At 71.6% G+C, this 19629-nt stretch carries 18 protein-coding genes and 1 tRNA gene; 11 read left to right on the forward strand and 8 right to left on the reverse strand.

The window, feature by feature from the left end:
* Positions 1-20 precede the first annotated feature (20 nt).
* From ACFXGX_RS10040 to ACFXGX_RS10065, 6 genes are all read left to right on the forward strand, one after another.
* Positions 21-800 carry an alpha/beta fold hydrolase gene (locus ACFXGX_RS10040; protein WP_384787428.1) on the forward strand — a complete coding sequence of 260 codons (780 nt, stop codon included), beginning with the start codon at positions 21-23 and terminating at the stop codon, positions 798-800.
* 114 nt (positions 801-914) lie between these two features.
* Positions 915-990: transfer RNA gene (locus ACFXGX_RS10045), tRNA-Arg, on the forward strand.
* A gap of 106 nt (positions 991-1096) precedes the next feature.
* Positions 1097-2230, forward strand: a complete 1134-nt coding sequence (locus tag ACFXGX_RS10050) for a gala protein (RefSeq protein WP_384787431.1) — start codon at positions 1097-1099, stop codon at positions 2228-2230.
* The gene (locus ACFXGX_RS10055) at positions 2227-4179 is read left to right on the forward strand and encodes an ankyrin repeat domain-containing protein (RefSeq protein WP_384787434.1); all 1953 of its coding nucleotides are present in this window, start codon (positions 2227-2229) and stop codon (positions 4177-4179) included. Before ACFXGX_RS10050 ends, ACFXGX_RS10055 begins: the two co-directional genes overlap by 4 nt.
* Positions 4176-5387, forward strand: a complete 1212-nt coding sequence (locus ACFXGX_RS10060) for a sigma 54-interacting transcriptional regulator (protein WP_384787437.1) — start codon at positions 4176-4178, stop codon at positions 5385-5387. The genes ACFXGX_RS10055 and ACFXGX_RS10060 overlap by 4 nt, the downstream gene beginning before the upstream one ends.
* A gap of 41 nt (positions 5388-5428) precedes the next feature.
* On the forward strand, positions 5429-6589 hold the full coding sequence (locus tag ACFXGX_RS10065; RefSeq protein ID WP_384787440.1) for a VWA-like domain-containing protein: 1161 nt from the start codon (positions 5429-5431) through the stop codon (positions 6587-6589).
* Between the two features lie 10 nt (positions 6590-6599).
* Here the strand turns inward: ACFXGX_RS10065 and ACFXGX_RS10070 are convergent, their stop codons facing one another.
* Complete coding sequence (locus ACFXGX_RS10070; protein ID WP_384787443.1) at positions 6600-7832, reverse strand: serine hydrolase domain-containing protein; 1233 nt, start codon at positions 7830-7832, stop codon at positions 6600-6602.
* 133 nt (positions 7833-7965) lie between these two features.
* Here ACFXGX_RS10070 and ACFXGX_RS10075 point away from each other — a divergent pair, with 133 nt between their 5' ends.
* The 3 genes from ACFXGX_RS10075 (at position 7966) to ACFXGX_RS10085 (ending at position 11112) form a co-directional block, all read left to right on the forward strand.
* Positions 7966-8562: a VOC family protein gene (locus ACFXGX_RS10075; protein WP_384787446.1), complete on the forward strand. Its 597-nt coding sequence runs from the start codon at positions 7966-7968 to the stop codon at positions 8560-8562.
* A gap of 296 nt (positions 8563-8858) precedes the next feature.
* Complete coding sequence (gene sigJ / locus ACFXGX_RS10080; RefSeq protein ID WP_384787450.1) at positions 8859-9803, forward strand: RNA polymerase sigma factor SigJ; 945 nt, start codon at positions 8859-8861, stop codon at positions 9801-9803.
* A gap of 112 nt (positions 9804-9915) precedes the next feature.
* The gene (locus ACFXGX_RS10085) at positions 9916-11112 is read left to right on the forward strand and encodes an NAD(P)/FAD-dependent oxidoreductase (protein WP_384787453.1); all 1197 of its coding nucleotides are present in this window, start codon (positions 9916-9918) and stop codon (positions 11110-11112) included.
* A gap of 93 nt (positions 11113-11205) precedes the next feature.
* On the opposite strand, the gene ACFXGX_RS10090 is transcribed toward ACFXGX_RS10085, so the two are convergent.
* The 7 genes from ACFXGX_RS10090 to ACFXGX_RS10120 form a co-directional block, all read right to left on the reverse strand.
* Complete coding sequence (locus tag ACFXGX_RS10090; protein ID WP_384787457.1) at positions 11206-11976, reverse strand: SAM-dependent methyltransferase; 771 nt, start codon at positions 11974-11976, stop codon at positions 11206-11208.
* 137 nt (positions 11977-12113) lie between these two features.
* The gene (locus tag ACFXGX_RS10095; RefSeq protein ID WP_384787460.1) at positions 12114-12722 is read right to left on the reverse strand and encodes a superoxide dismutase; all 609 of its coding nucleotides are present in this window, start codon (positions 12720-12722) and stop codon (positions 12114-12116) included.
* Positions 12723-13061: 339 nt separating this feature from the next.
* Entirely contained in the window at positions 13062-13697 is a 636-nt protein-coding gene (locus ACFXGX_RS10100; protein WP_384787463.1) for a TetR/AcrR family transcriptional regulator, read from the reverse strand.
* Between the two features lie 202 nt (positions 13698-13899).
* Positions 13900-14298, reverse strand: coding sequence for a DUF4440 domain-containing protein (locus ACFXGX_RS10105; protein WP_384787466.1), 399 nt, complete (start codon positions 14296-14298; stop codon positions 13900-13902).
* A gap of 31 nt (positions 14299-14329) precedes the next feature.
* Positions 14330-15085 (reverse strand): family 16 glycosylhydrolase, encoded by a 756-nt coding sequence (locus ACFXGX_RS10110; RefSeq protein WP_384787469.1) that lies wholly within the window; start codon positions 15083-15085, stop codon positions 14330-14332.
* A gap of 273 nt (positions 15086-15358) precedes the next feature.
* Positions 15359-15928 carry a hypothetical protein gene (locus ACFXGX_RS10115; RefSeq protein ID WP_384787472.1) on the reverse strand — a complete coding sequence of 190 codons (570 nt, stop codon included), beginning with the start codon at positions 15926-15928 and terminating at the stop codon, positions 15359-15361.
* Positions 15929-16056: 128 nt separating this feature from the next.
* Positions 16057-16818, reverse strand: coding sequence for a DeoR/GlpR family DNA-binding transcription regulator (locus ACFXGX_RS10120; RefSeq protein ID WP_384787474.1), 762 nt, complete (start codon positions 16816-16818; stop codon positions 16057-16059).
* A gap of 90 nt (positions 16819-16908) precedes the next feature.
* Between ACFXGX_RS10120 and ACFXGX_RS10125 the strand changes: the two genes are divergently transcribed.
* Positions 16909-18159, forward strand: coding sequence for an MFS transporter (locus ACFXGX_RS10125; RefSeq protein WP_384787477.1), 1251 nt, complete (start codon positions 16909-16911; stop codon positions 18157-18159).
* 272 nt (positions 18160-18431) lie between these two features.
* The gene (locus ACFXGX_RS10130; RefSeq protein WP_384787480.1) at positions 18432-19421 is read left to right on the forward strand and encodes an aldo/keto reductase; all 990 of its coding nucleotides are present in this window, start codon (positions 18432-18434) and stop codon (positions 19419-19421) included.
* Positions 19422-19629: the final 208 nt, after the last annotated feature.

Raw genomic sequence — 19629 nt, forward strand, 5'->3', positions numbered from 1 at the left:
GACCGCACCCAGGAGGCCCCATGCCGCAGCTCGAAGTCGACGGCGCCGCGCTGACGTACGACGACGAGGGCCCCCGCGACGGCGACGGTGTGCCCCTGGTGTTCATCCACGGCTGGACGGCCAACCGGCACCGCTGGGACCACCAGATGGACCACTTCGCGCAGAAGCGGCGGGTCGTACGACTGGACCTGCGCGGGCACGGGGAGAGCGAGGGGTCGGGGCGGCGGACCGTGGCGGAGCTGGCCGCTGACGTCCTCGCCGTCCTCGACCACCTGGAGCTCGACCGGTTCGTCCTCGTCGGCCACTCCATGGGCGGGATGATCGCGCAGACCCTGACGCTCGCCCACCCCGAACGGGTCGAGCGACTGGTGCTGGTGAACTCGATCAGCAGGATGACGTACAGCCGGGGGAGGGGCCTGCTGATGGCGGTCTCCACCAAGGTGCCGTTCAAGCTGTTCGTGGCCGCCAACATCCAGCGGGCCTTCGCCCCCGGCTACCCGCGCGAGAAGATCCGCGAGTACATCAGCGCTTCGGCGGACACGCCCCGCGAGGTGGTCATGACCTGCTACGGCGCCATGCGGTCCTTCGACGTCCTCGACCGGCTCGGCGAGATCCGTACCCCCACCCTCCTGATCCACGGCTTCCACGACATCCAACTGCCCGTCTCGCAGATGCTCCGGATGGCGAAGGCCTACCCGGACGCCGTGGTGCGGATCGTGGACGCCGGCCACGAACTGCCCGTGGAGAAGCCGGCCGAACTCACCGCCGCGCTGGACCGCTTCGTGACCCACAAGGCGTAGCCGAGCGATTCGGACCCGGCCGGGAGCCGCACATCCTCCACCCGGCCGGGTCGTCCACGGATTGGGCCAACCGGGTGTCGGCGCGGACACGGCACTGGTTATGATCACCACGGCAAGGCTGTAGCGCAGAGGTCGTCGCGCCCAAGCATCGAGCTGGAGGACGTCGGTTCGAATCCGGCCGGTCTTGCCACCCTTTTCGTGGAGGAATGTCGATTGGCGTCGGTTCACCCCCGGAGGGCGGAGGGCGATGCCGCTCTCCGCGCGCCGGGCACCGGCGATGGACCGGTGGAGTGGTGATGACGCAGCCGACGCCCGTACGCTGCCCCGCGATCGAGCACCCCGACATCCCGATCAGCGAGCCAGCCGCCCTGGAGCCGCTGCTCGCCCGACTGCGGTCCGCCCCGCCGGTCGAGGCCGACGAGACGTTCCCGCTCGGCACCGTGCGCGCGGACGGACGGGTCGACCTGTGCAAGCAGGGACTCGGCGCGGGCGGCGCCGCCCGGCTGATGCCCGTGGCGGCCGCCTCCCCGCACGCCGCGCACGTCCTGCTCGGCACCAACGCCATCGGCGACGAGGGAGCCCGCACGGTCGCCGACGCGCTCGCGGGCGACCACGGCCTGCACACCCTCTACCTCGGCTGCAACCGCATCGGCCCCGGGGGCGTCGACGCACTCGCCGACGCGCTGACGACGGACGCCACCGTCCACGCCCTGTGGCTCAAGCGCAACCCGGTGGGCGACCACGGCGCCCACGCACTCGCCGCCATGCTCCGCCGCAACACCACGCTGCGCACCCTCGACCTGGTCAACACCGGACTGACCACCGACGGTCTGCGCGCCCTGTGCGAGACCCTCACCGACCGGCCCAGCCCGGTGGAACGCCTCTTCCTCGGCGGCAACGGCCTGACCGCCGAAGCCGCCCCGCTCCTGGCGGCGTTGATCCGTGAGGCGGGTGTGCGTGAGCTGTACCTCCCCGCCAACCACCTCGGGGACGAGGGCGCCGCGATCCTGGCAGCAGCCGCCGACTCCAGCCGGCCCGTCCGCCTCGGCCTCGGCGGCAACGGCATCGGCCCCGCCGGTGCCCGGGCCCTCGCCGACTCCCTCGGCGGCATCGAGGCACTCGACCTCGGCCGGCCACTGTCGGAACGCAGCCTCGGCGCCCCCGCCAACACCACCGGCGACGAAGGCGCCCACGCGCTGGCCGCAGCCCTGCCCGGAAGCCCGCTGCGCCGACTGGAGTTGTGCCACACCGGTCTGACGGGGCGGGGCGCGAAGACCCTGTTGGCGGCCGTCCCCGACAACTCGCCCCTGGAGTACGTCGGTCTGGGTCCCGGTCTGCCCCGCAAGGTGAAGCGGTCCTTCACCGGGCGCCTGCGGCCCGTCGGCAGGGCGCACCCCGACCTGCGCGCGATAGGGAGCGTCTACCGTTGAGCCCTCGTGGCGAACTCCGCTGCTTCCCCGCGGACGAGGCGTCGAGCCGACGCCGCATCCGCCGGTACGCGGTGCCCCGCTGGATGATCGAACGTGCCACCGCCGCCCGGCAGGCCGGTGACTGGCGGGGAGCCTGCGCCGCGGCGAACGTCGACGTCGCCTTCACGCTGTCCGAGGTGGCCGACCGCTGCGGCGACGATGTCGCCACGGCCTTGGAGAACGACCTCCGTCACCTCGCCCCCGACCTGCTGCGCTGGCATCTGCCGCGCATACTCGGCGGCCGGACCACGCTCGCCACGGACAGGACGGTAGTCCTGGCGCGCCACCGTCCGAAGGCGGCCGACGAAGACCGCCTGACCGCGCCGTACTTGCACATCACCACGCCCGCGATGGTCGACGGACCGCAGCGGATCGCCCTGCGGTTCGGCACGGTCGAGGACGAGCGGGACGGGGCAGTCTTCGGCCCGGGAACCGAGGACTGGCGGCACGCGCGGCACCTGTGGGACGCACGGCATTCCGCCGAACTGCTCGAACGCTGCGGCGGCACCGACCGGCCGCCGTTCTTCCACGCCGACGCGACCCCGCGCGGCACCGGTGAACTGCCCACGGCCGATCCCGGCGCGGGCGATCCGGCGGCGCGGGCCGAATGGGCCACGCTGCTGCACCAGAAGGGCGAGACGCGGGCCGCCCTCGCCGCCGTCGGCATCGAGGCCGACCTGACACCCGTCGAGAACTCGCGCTGGTACCAGGTCGACCTGGAGGAGCTCCTCGGCGGGATCGCGCTCGACCACACCCGCCTGGAGCCGGAGATCCGCCGGCAGATCACCGCGGGCGTCGCCGACCGTTTCGTCATCGCCGCGCACTGGCGGACCTACATCCTGCTGGAGCCCGCGGCCGCCGGCGGACTGCTGATGCGAGCGGTCGACCGGGAAGAGGTCAAGGGCGTTCCCCCGCTCGCCGAGGTCCTGTGGCGCAGACTTCCCGACCTCGACCTCATGCGCGCCGGGGGCATCACGGCGGAGCACCTTCACCCGCTCGTCCGCGAGGCATTGTTCCCGGCTCTCCCCGCCCAGGCGGCCCCGGCCGGCCCACCCGGGCCGAGGCTCCCCGAACCGGTGCGGATCAGGTGCCGCGGGGAATGGCACGAGGTGGCCTTCCGCCCCGGCGGCCTGCTGGCCATGCCGCACACCGACGAGGAGCAGCAGCGCGAACGCGCCCTGCGCGCCTTCGGCGGCGCCGTCGCCGGATGCTTCGCCATGGAGCAGACATGGACCTCCGGAGACGGCCGCCTGCCGAAGGCACTGCGGACACAGCGCAACGAACTCTTCCTGCGCGCCCAGCACGGCGACACCCCCGGCGTGCTCGAACTCCTCGACGCCGGTGTCGACCCGCGCGTACGGGACCCCAAGGGCCGTTCTCTGCTGCACCTGTTGAACCTCCTCGACCACGAGACGCTCCTGCCGAGGCTGCTGGCGGCCGGACTCGACCTCGAGGCACGCGACCAGCGGGAACGCACACCGCTGTACGTGGCCGCCAACGACCTCGGTTCGAAGGCGCTGGTCAAGGCGTTCGTCGCCGCCGGGGCGCGGCTCGACGTGGTCGACGAGTCCGAGCTCTCGCTCGCCCAGATCGTCCGCCGGTACAAGCGGCGCGACCTGGCCTTCCTGCAGAAGCGCGTCCAGACGGAGCACCCCGGCATCGGCGCCGACTGGTGGGACGAATGGATGGAGGAGGAGGCGGAGTCCTACGCCGACGAGCCCGACGACCCTGAGGACGACGTCCAACTCGACGGGCATGGCTACGGGGTCGAGCCCAAAGAGTCGGACGACGGGTCCGAACCCGACGAACCCGCCGACGAGTTCGATCCCGTCGACGAGGACGAGTCCGCCGACGAGGACGAGTGCGACGGCGAGTTCGAGCCCGGCGACAAGGAGAGGCTGCCCTTTTGAGCACCGACGTGACCGCCCCCACCGCGCCGTCCGGCCCGCTGGCGGCCGCGGACGATCTCAACCGCAGGCTGCGTACGCACCGCACCGAACCTGCCGCGAACCCCCAACTGGAGGCGCTGGCGCTCGCCGTGACGGCCAATCAGCCCGTGCTGCTGTGGGGAGAACCGGGAATCGGCAAGTCGGCCGCCCTGGAACAGCTCGCCGGTGGGCTCGGCCTGCCGCTGGAGACGGTCATCGCCAGCGTGCACGAACCCTCCGACTTCGCGGGCCTGCCCATCGTCGGTGACGACCCGGCCGCGACCGGTGTCCCGATGGCCCCGCCGGACTGGGCGGTCCGCCTCGCCAAGGCCGGGCAGGGCCTGCTCTTCTTCGACGAACTCTCCTCCGCGCCGCCCGCCGTGCAGGCGGCCCTGCTGCGCGTCGTGCTCGAACGACGGGTGGGCAGCCTGGTCCTGCCGGAGGCCGTACGTATCGTCGCCGCCGCCAACCCGCCGTCCAGCGCGGCCGACGGCTGGCACCTCAGCCCCCCGCTCGCCAACCGGTTCGTCCACCTCGAATGGACCCACGACCCCCGGACCGTCGCCCGCGGCATGGCCGGCACCTGGCCCGAGGTCACCGTGCCTCTCGTCGGCGCCGCCAAGGTTCCCGGCGCGGTCGCGCGGGCCCGCGGCGCGATCTCCGGCTTCCTCACGGCCAGGCCCGGCCTCGTCCACCACATCCCCGGCGACGCCGAGAGCCGCGGCCGGTCGTGGCCATCTCGCCGCACCTGGGAGATGGCACTCAAGCTGCTCGCCACCGGATACGCGGCCGGTGCCGGCCGCGAGGCGCTGGCCGCCGCGCTCACCGGCGCCGTCGGGGACGGCGCGGGCCTCGAACTGCTGTCCTACCTCGAACACCTCGACCTGCCCGACCCCGACCGCGTCCTCGCCGACCCGGACGCCTTCGCCCTGCCCGACCGAGGAGACCGGCAACTGGCGTTCCTCATCGCCGTGGTCGCCGCCATCCAGAGCGACCTCACCCGGCCCCGCTGGGAGGCGGGCTGGGTGGTCCTGGCGAAGGCCGTTGACGCGGGCGTACCGGACGTGGCCGCCCGGGCCGCCACCGACCTCGCGATGATGCGGCACCTCGACTGGCCCGTACCACCCGGCATCGACGGGTTCCTCGACCTGCTGCAGATGTCGGGGGCGCTGCCCGGCGGCGGCCGGTGACGCCCGCGGGGACCCCGGGGGACACCCGCGGCGTCCTGGACATGACCAAACTGCTCGCCGCCCGCTACCGGGCGGCGAGCGACCGGCCGTATCTGGCGGCCGCGTTGTACTCGCTGACCGTCGTGCCGAGCACCCAGGTGCCCACGATGGGAGTGGACCGGCACTGGCGCTGCTATGTGTCCTCCGCCTTCGTCGAGGCGACTCCGGTGCCGGAGCTCGCGGGCGTGTGGGTGCACGAGGTGGCGCACCTGCTGCGCGACCACCACGGCCGGGCGGACCGGCTCCCCGCCGCCGCCCAGCGCGACGGGCACCGCGTCAACGTCGCCCAGGACTGCGAGATCAACGACGATCTGCTCTCCGACGGTCTGCGACTGCCCGAGGGCCGTATGGAACCCCGCCTGTTCGGCCTTCCCGAGGGCCAACTGTTCGAGGTGTATCTCGACCGGCTGCCACCGGAGGTGCGTACGCCGGACTGCGGATCGGGTGCCCACGGCCGACCCGTGCCCTGGGAACTGCCGGGCGAGGCCGGGACCGCACGGATCGGGGAGATCGAGGCGCAGGCACTGCGCCGGCAGACCGCCGACGCGATGCGCGCCCACCAGCGCAGCCGTGGCAATCTGCCCGGGGGCTGGCAACGCTGGGCCGAGGAGATCCTGGAACCCACGGTGGACTGGCGGCAGGCACTGTCCGGCGCCGTCCGCGAAGCCGCCGCGTGGGCGGGCGGAGCCGTCGACTACACCTATCGCCGCCCGTCGCGCCGCACCCCGGCGCTGCGCGGTGTCGTCCTGCCGAGCCTGCGCCGGCCGCTGCCGAGGGTGGCCGTGGTCATCGACACCTCCGGTTCGATGGGCGACGCCGAACTGGCCGCCGCCCTCGCCGAGGTGACGGGTGTCCTGCGTGAAGTGGGGGTACGGGGCAATCGTGTGACCGTGCTGGCATGCGACGCCGACGTGCAGGCCGTGTCCCGGGTGGTGGCCACCGAACAGATCACCCTGGGCGGCGGTGGCGGCACGGACATGCGTGTCGGCATCGAGGCCGCGCTCGCGACGCCGGACCGCCCGAACATCGTCGTGGTCCTCACCGACGGGCTCACCCCCTGGCCCGACGAGAACCCGCCCTGCCGCGTCATCGCGGCCCTGATCGGCTCCGCCTCACAACAGCCCCCGAGCTGGGTGGAGACGGTGCGCATTCCCGCCGACTGAGCCCGTCCGGTCAGCCGAAGTCGGGGATCGGGTGCTCGGGAGCCAGGGCCGCGGCGATGCGCTGCGTGATCGTGTGGGCGGTGTGGCCGCCCGGGGTGTCGGGTCCCTGCGTGGTCGAGACGGCGATGGCCAGGCGCTGGGACGACAGGTACGCCATGGAGGCGGAGTAGCCGAAGAACAACGGATGCTGAGACACCCAGTCGCCCAGGACGAGCAGGCCCATGCCGTAGTGGGTGGCCTCGGTCTGGGCGATGCAGACCGTCGCGGGGCACTTGGCGGTGGGCGTGCCGAGACCCACCGTCCCCGGGTTCAGCAGCTCCCGGTAGGCGGAGGCGGAGAGCAGCTCGCCCGAGCCGATGCCGGACGCCGAGCGGGCCAGGTCGCAGATGTCGGTGGTCTCCACCGCGCCGGGGGCCGTCGTCCACGAGGGGTTCCAGAAGCTGGACTCCTCGTACGTGCCCCGGTCGGAGGTGAAAGCGTGCAGGACGGGCGAGGGGATGTCGGGTGTGAAGCCGTTGCGGGTCTCGTGCAGTCCGAGGGGGTCCAGCACCTCTCGCTGGAGCAGGACGTCCAGCCGCGTCCCGGTGATCTTCTCCAGGGCGGCGCCCAGGAGAACGAAGTTGGCGTGCGAATAGCTCCAGTTGGTGCCCGGCGCGTACCACCGCGGCAGGCCGGTGGAGACGGCCACGAGTTCCTTCGCCGTCCACTGGCGGAACGGGTTCGCGTAGACCGTCTCGCCGAAGCCGGGCGCGGTGACGTAGTCGACGAGGCCCGTGGTGGAGGCGCCGAGCATCCGCAGAGTGATCCGCCTGCCGTCCGCGAGGCCGGGCAGCCAGCGCGCGACGGGGTCGTCGAGGTCGACCTTGCCCTGATCGACCAACCGCAGGAGCGCCGTACCCATGTAGCTGATGGCCACGTTGCCGTTGCGGAAGTGCATGGCGGGGTCGGCCGGGACCCCGGTCATCGACTCACCGAGCGCGGTGGTGGCGATCTCCCGGCCGTCGAGGGTGACCCGCAGGGTCACCGACTTGAGGCCCATTTCCTTCTTGGCCTGCTCCGCGACCCGCAGGACGTCGTGCGCCCGGCCATGGTCGGGAATCCGGGAAGCGGTGCAGGGCCGCCGGTGACCGCCGTCGCCCGCGACGCTGCCGGCGGCCACGGCCGGTGTGCTCAGGGCGACGAAAGCGGTGAGTGCGGCGGCGACGACAAGACGCGACCGCGTCTGGGACCGGGCTGATGTCATGGCCGGAGTATCGGCCGGGCCCGCCACGAGGACGGCGATGCCGGCACGGACCCGCACGAAGATCACCCGTTGGCGGAGACAATCGACGAGCCGACGAGCCGACGGCTCGGGTTCGAGGGCTTGGGGGAACGGGATGCTGACGGGGATCGTGATCGACGCACTGGACGTCGTGCGCGTGGAGCGCTTCTGGCTGGACGCGACCAAGGGCCGCACGGGCGGTCTGGAACTGCGCTTCGTACCGACCGCGAAGCCGAAGCCGCCGTCGGGCAAGAACCGGCTCCACCTCGACCTGGCCGGGGGCCCCGGATGGGAAGCCGAGGTGGAACGCCTGGTGGCGCTCGGAGCGAAGCGGGTCGACATCGGCCAGGGGGACGCCCCGTGGGACGTACTGGCCGATCCGGAGGGCAACGAGTTCTGCGTGCTGCGTCCAGGTCACCCCGGTGTGCTCGCCGACTCCGGCCTCGTCGCGATCTGCCTCGACGTCGCCGAGACAGATCGCCACGCGCAGTCGGCGTTCTGGCAGTCCGAGGCAGGCTGGCACACGGTCGAGTACCACGAGTGGGGCGTCCGGCTGCGCCGGAGCCCCTCCAGCACGGTCTCGCTGGTGATGGGACCGCCCGCGGCGCCGAAGGCGGGACGGAACAGGCTGCGCCTGGAGGTCGTTCAAAGCGACTGGGAGCCGGGCGAGTTCCGCGACGCCGGCGGGAACGAGTTCCACGTCGCGCACTGACCGCCGGCTGTCCCGGCAGCCCTGACCACCGACCGCCGCGCGCCACCCGTGAACGGGGCAGGAGCGCGGTGGACGGGTCGGTGAACCGATGCGCATGCTGGACGCCGACCTTCGTTCACTCACCCTCACTGACTGGCGTCCACCGGTGCCGGTGCCGGTGCCGGTGCTCGTGCCCGTCCCGGTTCGCTCGCTCGCTCGGCGTCGGGCCCGGTCCGCCAACACGCTCGTACGACGCGGTCCTTGTCGGACGGAGGGCCGTCTGCCGTTCCGGCGCGAGGGCGCCTAAGATCGCGGGCATGGCCCTGAGCATGAGTGACGTGGACCGGTTCGAGGCGGCCAGGCCCCGGCTGGAGGCCATCGGCTACCGGCTGCTCGGCTCGGCGGGCGAGGCGGAGGACGCCGTGCAGGAGACGTTCCTGCGCTGGCAGGCGGCCGACGTCGGCCGGATCGAGGTGCCCGAGGCCTGGCTGACCAAGGTCCTCACCAACTTCTGCCTCAACCAGCTCACTTCGGCCCGCGCGCGCCGCGAGACGTACGTGGGGCGATGGCTCCCCGAGCCGCTGCTCGTCGGGGACGCGATGCTGGGCCCCGCCGACACCGCAGAGCAGCGCGAGTCCGTCTCGTACGCCGTCCTCGTCCTGCTGGAGCGCCTTTCGCCCAAGGAACGGGCGGTGTACGTGCTGCGGGAGGCCTTCGACTACCCGCACCGGGAGATCGCCGAGATCCTGGACATCACCGAGGCGGCCGGCCAGCAGATCTACCACCGGGCCAAGAAGCACGTCGCCGAGGGCAAGGCGCGCACCGAGGTCGACGAGGCCGCCGCCCGGCAGATCGTGGAGGAGTTCCTGGCGGCGGCGACCAGCGGCCGCACCGAACCCCTCGTCCGCCTGCTCACTCAGGACGCCGTCTCGGTCGGCGACGGCGGCGGCAAGATCCCGGCCCGCGCGAAGGCGTTCGAGGGCGCGCACGCGGTCGCCACCTTCCTGCGCGGTCTGTTCAAGCCCAGCGACGCCAAGCGGAAATACATCGGCGGCGCGCCCGACATGTACGCCACTACCGCCAATGGCGGGCCCGCGATCGTCGCCGTCGTGGACGGCAGGGTCGTCGGGATCACCTGCCTGGAGGTCACCGCCGACGGCATCGTGGCCGTCCGGAGCCAGGTCAACCCCGACAAGCTCGTCCGCGCCACCCGGCAGTGGGCCGCCGTGGACCACGGGGAGGGGCCGCTCTACACCCTCTGATGCGATGTGGCGCAGGTCACATTCCGATCCTGTCAGGAAACGCCGGGCTACCCGGTTCAAGGGGCGAGACCACGCCGGACAACGGCGGACCCGCCCAGACAGGAGTACGGACATGCAGCACCGCATCGTCGTCCTCGGAGCCGGATACACCGGAGCCATCGCCGCCGGCCGCCTCGCCAAGCGGCTGCACCGCGAGGACGTCACCATCACTCTGGTCAACCCCGAGCCCGACTTCGTCGAGCGCGTCCGGATGCACCAGCTCGCCACGGGCCAGGACCTCAAGCCCCGGCCGTTCAGCGAGATGTTCGCCGGTACGGGCGTGGAGCTGAGGCTCGCGAGCGTCGCCGCCGTGGACGTGGACCGCAGGACGGTCGCCCTCACCGGTGCCGACGGTCCGGCCGAGCTCCCGTACGACACCCTGGTCTACGCCCTCGGCAGCGGCTGGAACGACGGAGACGTCCCCGGCGTCGCCGAACACGCCGATCAGGTGGCGAGCCGACCGGGTGCCCACCGTCTCCGCGAACGCCTCGACGCCCTTGACGCGGGCAAGCCGGTGGTCGTCGTGGGCGGCGGCCTGACCGGTGTGGAGGCCGCGACCGAGATCGCCGAGGCCCGCCCGGACCTCGCCGTCTCGCTGGCCGCCCACGGCGCCCTCGGTGACTGGCTCTCGGCGAAGGGCCGTGCCCACCTGCGGAAGGTGACCGACCGGCTCGGCATCGAGGTCCACGAGCACGCGACGGTCACCGCCGTGACGGCGGACGGCGTGACGACCGGCGACGGTCGGATCCTCCCCGCCGCGGTCACCGTCTGGACCACCGGCTTCGCCGTCCACCCGATCGCCCGGGCCACCACCCTGGAGGTCACCGAGCGCGGCCAGATCGTGGTCGACAGCACCATGCGCTCGGTCTCCCACCCGGATGTCTACGCCGTGGGCGACGCCGCGATGGCCATCGGTCCCGAGGACAAGCCCCTCCGCATGTCCTGCGCCTCGGGCGTCCCCATGGCCTGGCAGGCCGCCGACGCCATCGCCGCCCGGCTCGCCGGCACCAAGATCCCCCACGTCTCCATCCGCTACTTCCAGCAGTGCGTCTCCCTCGGCCGGAAGGAGGGCCTGATCCAGTTCGTCACCGCCGACGACCAGGCGGTGGACCACGCCCTGACGGGCCGCACGGCCGCTCTCTACAAGGAGCTGATCTGCAAGGGCGCGGCCTGGGGCGTCGCCAACCCGACGGTGGGCCTGCCGTCCCGACGGCGGCGGGTCGTACGGCAGGCGGCCCAGGACCCGGCCCCCGCGGAGGTGACCGCCTGACCCGCCCCCGGCCGAACCGACCGACGTCCCGGGCCGAAAACCCGGGGCTCGGACGTCCCGGGCTCCCTCACCCGTCGGAGGTGGGGAGCCCGCTCAGTTCTTGCGTGCCGTCACCAGCGCGAACGAGAGCAACTCCCCGCCGTCCGTGGTCAGCATGTCGATGACGGGCTGGTTCGCGCTCCGGCCGTCCGGATGGTGTTCGGCCCCGGTCCGGGCCCACAACAGCCAGTCCCGCCAGGCGTCTTGCTGCAGCCGTGCGGACGTGACCTCCACCAGTTCGGTGATCTCCCACTGGAAGCGCCACCAGTCCGCGGTGTGCCAGGCGATCGCCTCCCAGCCGACCACTTCCTTGATGTGGGGCGGGATCACCCCGAGTTCACGGACCTCCCGTGTCAAGGCGGGCGTCGCCACGCCCAGTTGGCCGCCGGGCCGCAGGAACCGCACCAGGTAGGGCAGATAGCTGTCCGCCGTACCGAAGTACTCGAACGCGTCCACGCTCACGACGGCGTCGAAGCTCGCCTCCTCGAACGGCAGGGCGTGCGCCTCGGCCCGTACGGCCTGCACCTGGTCGCCGACACCCGCTTCCGCGAAAACGGCTGCCGCGTCCTCGGGAGCGATCCACCAGTCGGCCGCGACGACCTGGACCCCGTACTCGCGGGCCAGGAACACCGATGTGGCGCCCTTGCCGGAACCGAGGTCGAGAATCCGCATCCCGGGGCGCAGATCAAGGTTCTGGGCCAGGTCCTCCAGCAGCCACAAGGGGTTGGGTCCCATGTCGAGGCTGAGCAGCCAGGCGGGGTCATAGCGAGAGGAGCGCGGATAGCGATCGGGACGTACGAGTTCACTGAGGTCGGCCACGAGCACGAACCCAAGTCCATAGTCGGGCCGGGGCGCAACTCGATTTCACGGCGGTCGATCAACGACGCGAACCGGATCGGGCCGGGAGTCACGGAGGCCACCCGGCCCGGTGGTTTCGGCGGCGGTTTCGCCGGTGCCGTCGGTCAGTTGTCGGCCGCCGCGGTGAACCGGGCCGTCACGTCTTCCCAGTCGACCAGGTCCCACAGCTTGGTGACGTAGTCGGGGCGGACGTTCTTGTACTGCAGGTAGTACGCGTGCTCCCAGGCGTCGAAGACGAGCAACGGGGTGCTCCCCTGGCCGACGTTGCCGTGGTGGTCGTAGACCTGCTCCACGATCAGGCGCCTGCCGAGGGGCTCCCAGGCGAGGACACCCCAACCGGAACCCTGGACGCTGCTGGTGGCGACGGTGAGCTGCTTCTTGAACTGCTCGAAGCCGCCCAGGTGTTCGTCGATGGCGTCGGCGAGGGCGCCTTCCGGTCGGTCGCCGCCGTCGGGGGAGAGGTTCTGCCAGAAGATCGAGTGCAGGACGTGGCCGGAGAGGTTGAAGGCGAAGGTCTTCTCCAGCCCGATCAGCGAGGTCGGCGTGATCTGGTCCTTGTCGCGGATCTCGGCGATCTGGTCGAGGGTGTCGTTGGCGCCTTTGACGTAGGCGGCGTGGTGCTTGGCGTGGTGCAGCTCCAGGATCTCTCCGGTGATGGCCGGATCCAGCGCGGCGTAGTCGTAGGGCAGGTCGGGAAGCGTGTAGGTGCCCATCGGGCAGGTCCCCTTTCCGGGTGAGTGATCGTCCCGGGACACCCTATGCCTTTATTGCGAACAACTTGCAACAGCGAGATCCATGCAGCAGCATGGTCCGTGGCGGGGTCGGCCCGTCAGTCTTCGGTGTCCGAGCGTCGTTCCGTCCGTCCGGCGCGTCCTTCCCGAAGAGTGATCGTCTTCTCACCCGGCACCCGCCGGTCCCGGCCGGCCCCGCTCAGACACGCCACTACCTCACGCGTCGAGACCGGACATCACCGCGGCACCTCTTGCCGGACGACGCGGGGGAGGGAGGGTCCCTCTGGTCGGTGCCTGCCTCGATGAACGGCCGCGCACAGGTCAGTCCCGCTCCGGCACTCCAAGGATCGTGCACACCGTCCGCGCAACGTGGAGCGGAGTCTCCCCCGGGTCGTGGGCGGGCAGCAGCATGTGGCTGACGGTGAGGCGTACGGCCAGATCGGCGGCAGCCGCACGACGGTCCTCGGCGGCTTGCGGTACTGCTTCGCCGAGCCACGCGCACAGCAGCCGTCGCGTGCTGGAGAAGACCGGCTCGGGTCTGCTGGTCAGGAAGGGCAGCAGGGCGTCGGTGCCCCCGCGCGTGGCGGTCAGTACGGCGCCGACGAACGGGTTGGCCACCGCCTGTTCCAGGGCGTGGGCCACGGCCGCCTCCAGCGCCGGGGCCGGGTGACCGCGGTGGCCGTCCAGTACTGCGGCGAGGCCGATGAGGAACTCGTCCGTCTCACGCTCCACCAGAGCGCGGCCGATCCCCGCGCGGTCCCCGAATTCCTTGTAGATCGAGGGGCGCGACACATCGGCCCGCAGGGCGAGATCGGCCACCGGGACACGGTCCCAGCCGCTCTCGGCGGCGAGCGACCTGGCCTCGGCGATGAACCGCTCGCGCATCTCCTTGCGCCAGGCCACACGGGGTGGATCCGGCCGGAGTCGTGGCGTCGCGGAGGCGTGGCCGTCAGGCATGGCCGCAGTGTGCCATGAGGGGCACGCTTCCGCCGGTCCCGCCCGGGAGCCGGCGGAAGCGTGCCTGGTGACGAGCGTGCCACCCTCGGTGCGCTTCGACAAAGGGCGCTCGGCGTAAACGTTCTGATGGATCGTCAAGCCGAAGTGAGTCAGTTGGAGACCATCGGCTCAGCACCCTGGGGCGCGGCTTGCGGTGGTCGGGTCAGGGCTGGTCGTACCAGGCGACCGCCGTGATCCGCCAGCCCTGTGAGGTGCGCACGAACTGGATGGTCTTGGTGCCGCCTCCCTCGAACCGCCGGCCGTCCAAGGTCCCGGACTTGCGGTATCCGCTGAACCGGGACGCGATGTCGCCCGCGATCTCCGTCCGTTCGGAGGTCTCCCACTCGGCGAACTCGACCAGGCGGCCGTCGGTCAGCAGTTGCCGGCGGGGCTCGATGAACTCGTCCACCGTGTAGACGGTGAATTCGGGGCCGGTCTTGACGATCACCCCGCCGGGGAGAACGAGTCGCCTGATCCGGGCCACGTCGGCGGCCTTGCCGCCCCGGTTGTCGAAGGCACCGAAGAACTCGGTGGTCAGGGCGTCTATCTCGGTCTTGGACATGGCGCGACGGTAACAGCCGGGAGGGGACGGCTCAGGGGTAGTACGGGGTGTACGTGATCGCGGAGACCTTGAGGTAGCGGGCGCCGTCCGCGGTGGCCCAGGTCGAGGAGTTCGGGTTGCCCGGCCAGTCGCCGCCCACCGCGGTGTTGACGATGAAGTGCATGCCGACGCCGGGAGCGGTGGTGTACCACTTGGTCCCCTGGAAGGCGCCGTCCACCCAGAAGTCGATGTGGTCGGGCCACCAACTGAACGCGTAGACGTGGAAGCTGTTGGTCCAGCCCCCTGGGTTGTTCACGGCCCACTGGGTCTGCGTGTTGCCGGTGTCGTGGAAGGTCTGGTAGACGGTGTTGGGATTGGATCCGACGATCTCGGCGGCGTCGAACTCGGGGAGCCAGGGGTTCAGATAGGCCGCCCATACCGCGGGAAGCAGCCCCTGTCCGCTGGGCATGTTCGCGGTGAAGCTGTACGTGCCGTAGCCGTAGAGGGCCTTCGACTCCACACGGCCGGAGTAGTAGACCCCGCCACCCGCGTTGTACGTCTTGATCATCAGGGTGCCGCCGTCGTACCAGACGCAGTCCGGCGTGTACGTCTCCAACTCGTTGTTGGCCGTCCACCTGCCGCTGATGACGTTCCAGGAGTTGACGGTCTGCGGCGCGCCCCAGGAGGCGGCGTGCGCGGGTTGCTGCGCCGCGATGAGCATCACGCAAGCGGCGAACACGGCGCCCAGGAACCACTTGGGCCGTACGAGGCCTGCGAACCACCTGGGCCGTACGAAGATTGTCGTCATCGGAGCTCCGTTGCTCGATGGGTGAGACGACGCGTGGGAGCGATCCCACGCACTCATTCGGAACGTAGGAGTTTGTTCAGGACCTGACAAGAGTTGCGGCACGGCTTGCTTCGTTCGTTCCGGAAATGAACGAACAGCCAGGACGGCGGGGCCGTGAACGGGGTGCGCGCCGCCCGCCGGACGGACGCGCACCTGCCCGGCCCGGTGTCGCCGTCGTCCCGGCGACGGTGTGGCGCCCAAGTGGTTCCCGGGCGAGGCGAGTTCCGCAGGGCGTTACCGGACGGTGGTGGCCCGTGGATCGACCTCGCAGTGATCGATCTGGTCCACGCCGCCCCCGGCGCCGGCGACGGGCACCCGGTAGGTCGTCTTGTCCTTCGCGGGCACCGAGACCTGATCGCCACTCTCGATGATGGTGACGCCGTTGCGGTCCTTGAAGCTGATCTTCAGGGCGAAGATGCCGTCGCGTCCGTTCGGATTCCTGATCTCGACGGTCGCGTACGGGTCGTCCGTGCTCGCGCAGTGGACGAGCACGGCGGTGCCGTCCTTCAGGGGCTGGGCCGTACGGCTGGGGGAGGGTGCGGTGGTGGTCGAACGGTCGGTGGGGCGCGAACGGTACGTGGCCCCGCCGCTGTCGTCCGTACTCGTTCCGGAGCCGTCGCCGCTGCCGGACGAGCCGCCGCTGCCCGACGTGGACGAACTGTCGTGGTCCTGGCTGGAACTGCTGCAACCGCCCCCGCTGTGATGGCTGCGGCTCCCGTGACGACCCGACGAGAACCCGGTCAGGGCCAGCACGACCAGTGCCGACACCGCGGTGAATCTGAGCCTGCGCCCCCGTATGTGCATGTCACCACCCTACTGACAGGAGCCGCGCCCACCCTCGCAAGGGTCGGCCGGGGGCGTCCCGGGGGGCTTTGGTGACCTCAGCGGCCCGCGACGGCCTCGCTGGGCACCTGGGCCGCGCGGCGGGGTGGTCAGACGGTTTTGACGATGGTGCCGCCCCTTTCGAGCGCGGCCAGTTCCTCGGCGGGTGCGGTGGTGTCGGTGACGAGGGTGTGCACGAGCGTGGAGGGGCCGACGTAGGCGTAGGCGGTGCGGCCGAACTTGCTGCCGTCCGTGGCGAGGACGAGGCGACGCGATGAGGTGATGCCCGCCTTCTTCACCGCGGCCTCGTCGAGGTCGTAGGCGGTCAGGCCGTCGGCGGCACTCAGTCCGCAGCAGCCCATGACGGCGGTGTCGAAACGCAGGGCTGCCAGGGAGGCGAGAGTGAGCGGGCCGGTGAGGGCTCCCTCGGCGGCGCGGGGCTGTCCGCCGGGCACCACCAGCGTCGCCGGGCCGGGTGTCTCGCCGAGCAGGTGGATCGCTTGCAGGGACAGTGGCATCACGGTGACGGGGCGCTCGCGCAGGAGGCGGGCGACCTCCAGGCAGGTGGTGCCGCTGTCCAGCAGGACGCTCTCGCCGTCGGCGATGAGCGCGGAGACCTCGGCGGCGATCCGGCGCTTGGCGTCGACCGACTCGTTGGTGCGCAGCGCGAACGGGGGCTCCTCGCCCCTGAGCAGCAGGGTGCGTGCGCCGCCACGGACGCGTTCGAGGACACCCTGGCCGGCCAGGGCGTCGAGGTCGCGCCTGATGGTCATCTCCGAGGCGCCGGTCAGCTCCGCGAGCTCCTGGACCGTCGCGCCGCCGGAGTCCCTGACGGCCTTCGCGATCAGCCCGTGGCGCTCTGCGTTGCTCATACCGGGATTGAACACCACGACACAATGAACATGCAATGTGTTCAAGACTCGGACTTTCGAACATCGAAATCGTTCGTTACGGTGTGCGGCATGCAACCTTCGCTTCGAGCCGCCCGCGTGGCGACCTACGTCTACTTCGTCCTGTGCGGCACCCTCATGGGCGCCTGGGTGGTGCACATTCCCGCCGCGGAGGAGCGCGTGGGCGTCAGCCACGCGACGCTGGGCGGCCTGCTGGTACTGCTCGGGCTCGGGGCCTTCGCCGGGATGCAGGTGGCAGGCCCCCTGGCCGACCGCCTCGGCGCACGCGTCGTGGTCCCGGTCAGTGGAGTGCTGTGTGGCGCGGCCCTGATTCTGCCCGGTCTCGCCCAGACCCCCTGGACGCTGGCGGGAGCGCTGCTGGCCTTCGGGTTCTGCAACGGCTGCCTGGATGTCAGCATGAACGCCCACGCCGTCCACGTGGAGAAGGCGTACGGCCGGCCCGTCATGTCGGGCTTCCACGCCACGTTCTCCGTCGGCGGTGTCATCGCCGCCCTCGTCGCGGCAGGAGCCGCGAGTGCGGGCCTGAACCCGGTCCCGAGCATGGCCGCGCTGGGAGCCGTGGGCATCGTGATCGCCCTCGCGTCGGCGCGCGCCCTGTTGCCGATCGCCCCCGCCCCTGTCGCTGCCGACTCCCACTCCCACTCCGACTCCGACGCCCACTCCGACTCGGGCTCCGTGGAGGCCGCGCAGACATCACCGGCCGGCTCGCCCCGCGGCAGCAACGGGCGCGTCTGGCTCCTCGCCGTCCTGGCGTTGATGGTCATGCTGTGCGAGGGCGCCGCCAACGACTGGAGCGCCCTGCACCTCAAGGACGTCCTCGGCGCTCCTGCCGGCACGGCCGCCTTCGCCTACGGCACGTTTGCCGCGGCCATGACCATCGGCCGGCTGCTCGCCGACCGCCTCGTGGCCCGGTTCGGCTCCATGGCGATCCTGCGCCACGGCGCGGCCATGGCCGCCGTCGGCATCACGCTCGTGGCTCTCGGCCCCTGGCTGTGGGCCGCGTTCGCGGGCTGGGCGCTGTTCGGCCTGGGCCTGTCGGGTACTGTCCCCCAACTGTTCAGCGCGGCCGGGCACGCCGATCCCGCGGCTGCCGGCGCCAACGTCTCCCGCGTCGCCGGACTCGGCTACGTCGGCATGCTCGCCGGTCCCGCCGTCATCGGCTGGCTGACCCACCTAGTCGCCCTGAACCACGCCTTCGTCCTGCTGACCCTGCTGTGCGTGACCACCGCCGCGGCCGCCGGGATCCTGCGCACCGGATCCGACAGCACGCCCCGGAACGATCTGGCACCCGTCGGCCAGTGACCGCGTGTGCGGCCCACCGGACGGGGTGAGGTCGAGGCAGGCACGTATCCGTGGCCGCGCGGAACGGCCTGCTCGAGGCGGTGCTCGGAGGCAGAGCCGACTTGCGCTGGAGTGCGCTCCAGGTCGTAGCGTCGCAGACACCACGGCGCACGAAGCCTGTGGCCCCGGCCCCTCACGGGATGCCCGGCCGTGGAAATCGTCGCTAGATGGATGAAGGGCTTCGCCGCCCGACGAACGACATGACGAGTGTGCAGAGAAAACTGGGAGACGGCATGCAGAAGCGCAGTCTGCGGGACCTTCAGGTATCGGCCATCGGCTTGGGATGCATGGGCATGTCCGCCTTCTACGGATCCACGGATCAGGAGGAGGCGGTCGCGACCATCCGGCATGCCCTCGACCTCGGGGTGAACTTCCTCGACACCGCGCAGATGTACGGGCCGCTCACCAACGAGTCGCTCCTCGGCGAGGCGATCCGGGGGCGCCGCGAGGAGTACGTGATCGCGACGAAGTTCAACTACCGGATGGACGATGCCGTACCCGGTGACATCAGCACGGTCGGCCCGCAGGACGGCTCGGCCGAGCACGTCCGGAGCTCGGTCCACGGCTCCCTGCAGCGTCTGGGGACCGACCACATCGACCTGTACTACCAGCACCGGGTCGACCCGAACGTGCCCATCGAGGAGACGGTCGGCGCGCTGGGCGAGCTGGTCGCCGAGGGCAAGGTGCGGGCCATCGGTCTGAGCGAGGCGAGCGCGGAGACCATCCGGCGCGCCCATGCCGTACACCCGGTCACCGCGGTGCAGAGCGAGTACTCGCTGTGGTCGCGGGACGTGGAGGCCGAGGTGCTGCCCGCCTGCCGTGAGCTGGGCATCGGCTTCGTGCCGTACTCGCCGCTCGGCCGTGGCTTCCTCGCCGGCCGGTTCACCTCGCCGGACGAGCTGGACGCGAACGACTGGCGCCGCCAGAACCCGCGCTTCCAGGACGCCAACATCGAGGCGAACATGCGGCTGGCGGCGAAGGTGAAGGAGATCGCCGCCGAGAAGGACGTGTCCCCGGCCCAGCTCGCCATCGCCTGGGTACTGGCCCAGGGCGAGCACCTGGTGCCGATCCCGGGCACCAAGCGCCGCACCTACCTGGAGCAGAACGCCGCCGCGGTCGACATCGAGCTGACCAAGGACGACCTGGCCCGCATCGATGCGGAGCTGCCCGAGGCGGCGGGGGAGCGCTACGACGAGGCCGGTATGCGATCCGTCAATCGCTAGCCGGGCCGTCGGCAGCCACTGCCACGTACGGTCCTGCCGTCACCGGAACCGCCGCCCTCGCGGGGGGGGCCGGGGGCCCCCCCCACCCCCCGCCGCGGGCAGGGCCGCCGCGCGGGGCGGGCGGGGGGGCGGGGGGCGGGCCCCCCCCCCCCCCCGCGACCGGCTCCGGCCTCGTCCTTCACCGAGGGGGACGTCCTGGTGACCGTCG

This window comes from Streptomyces sp. NPDC059371 (genome assembly GCF_042751995.1).
Classification (GTDB): Bacteria; Actinomycetota; Actinomycetes; order Streptomycetales; family Streptomycetaceae; genus Streptomyces.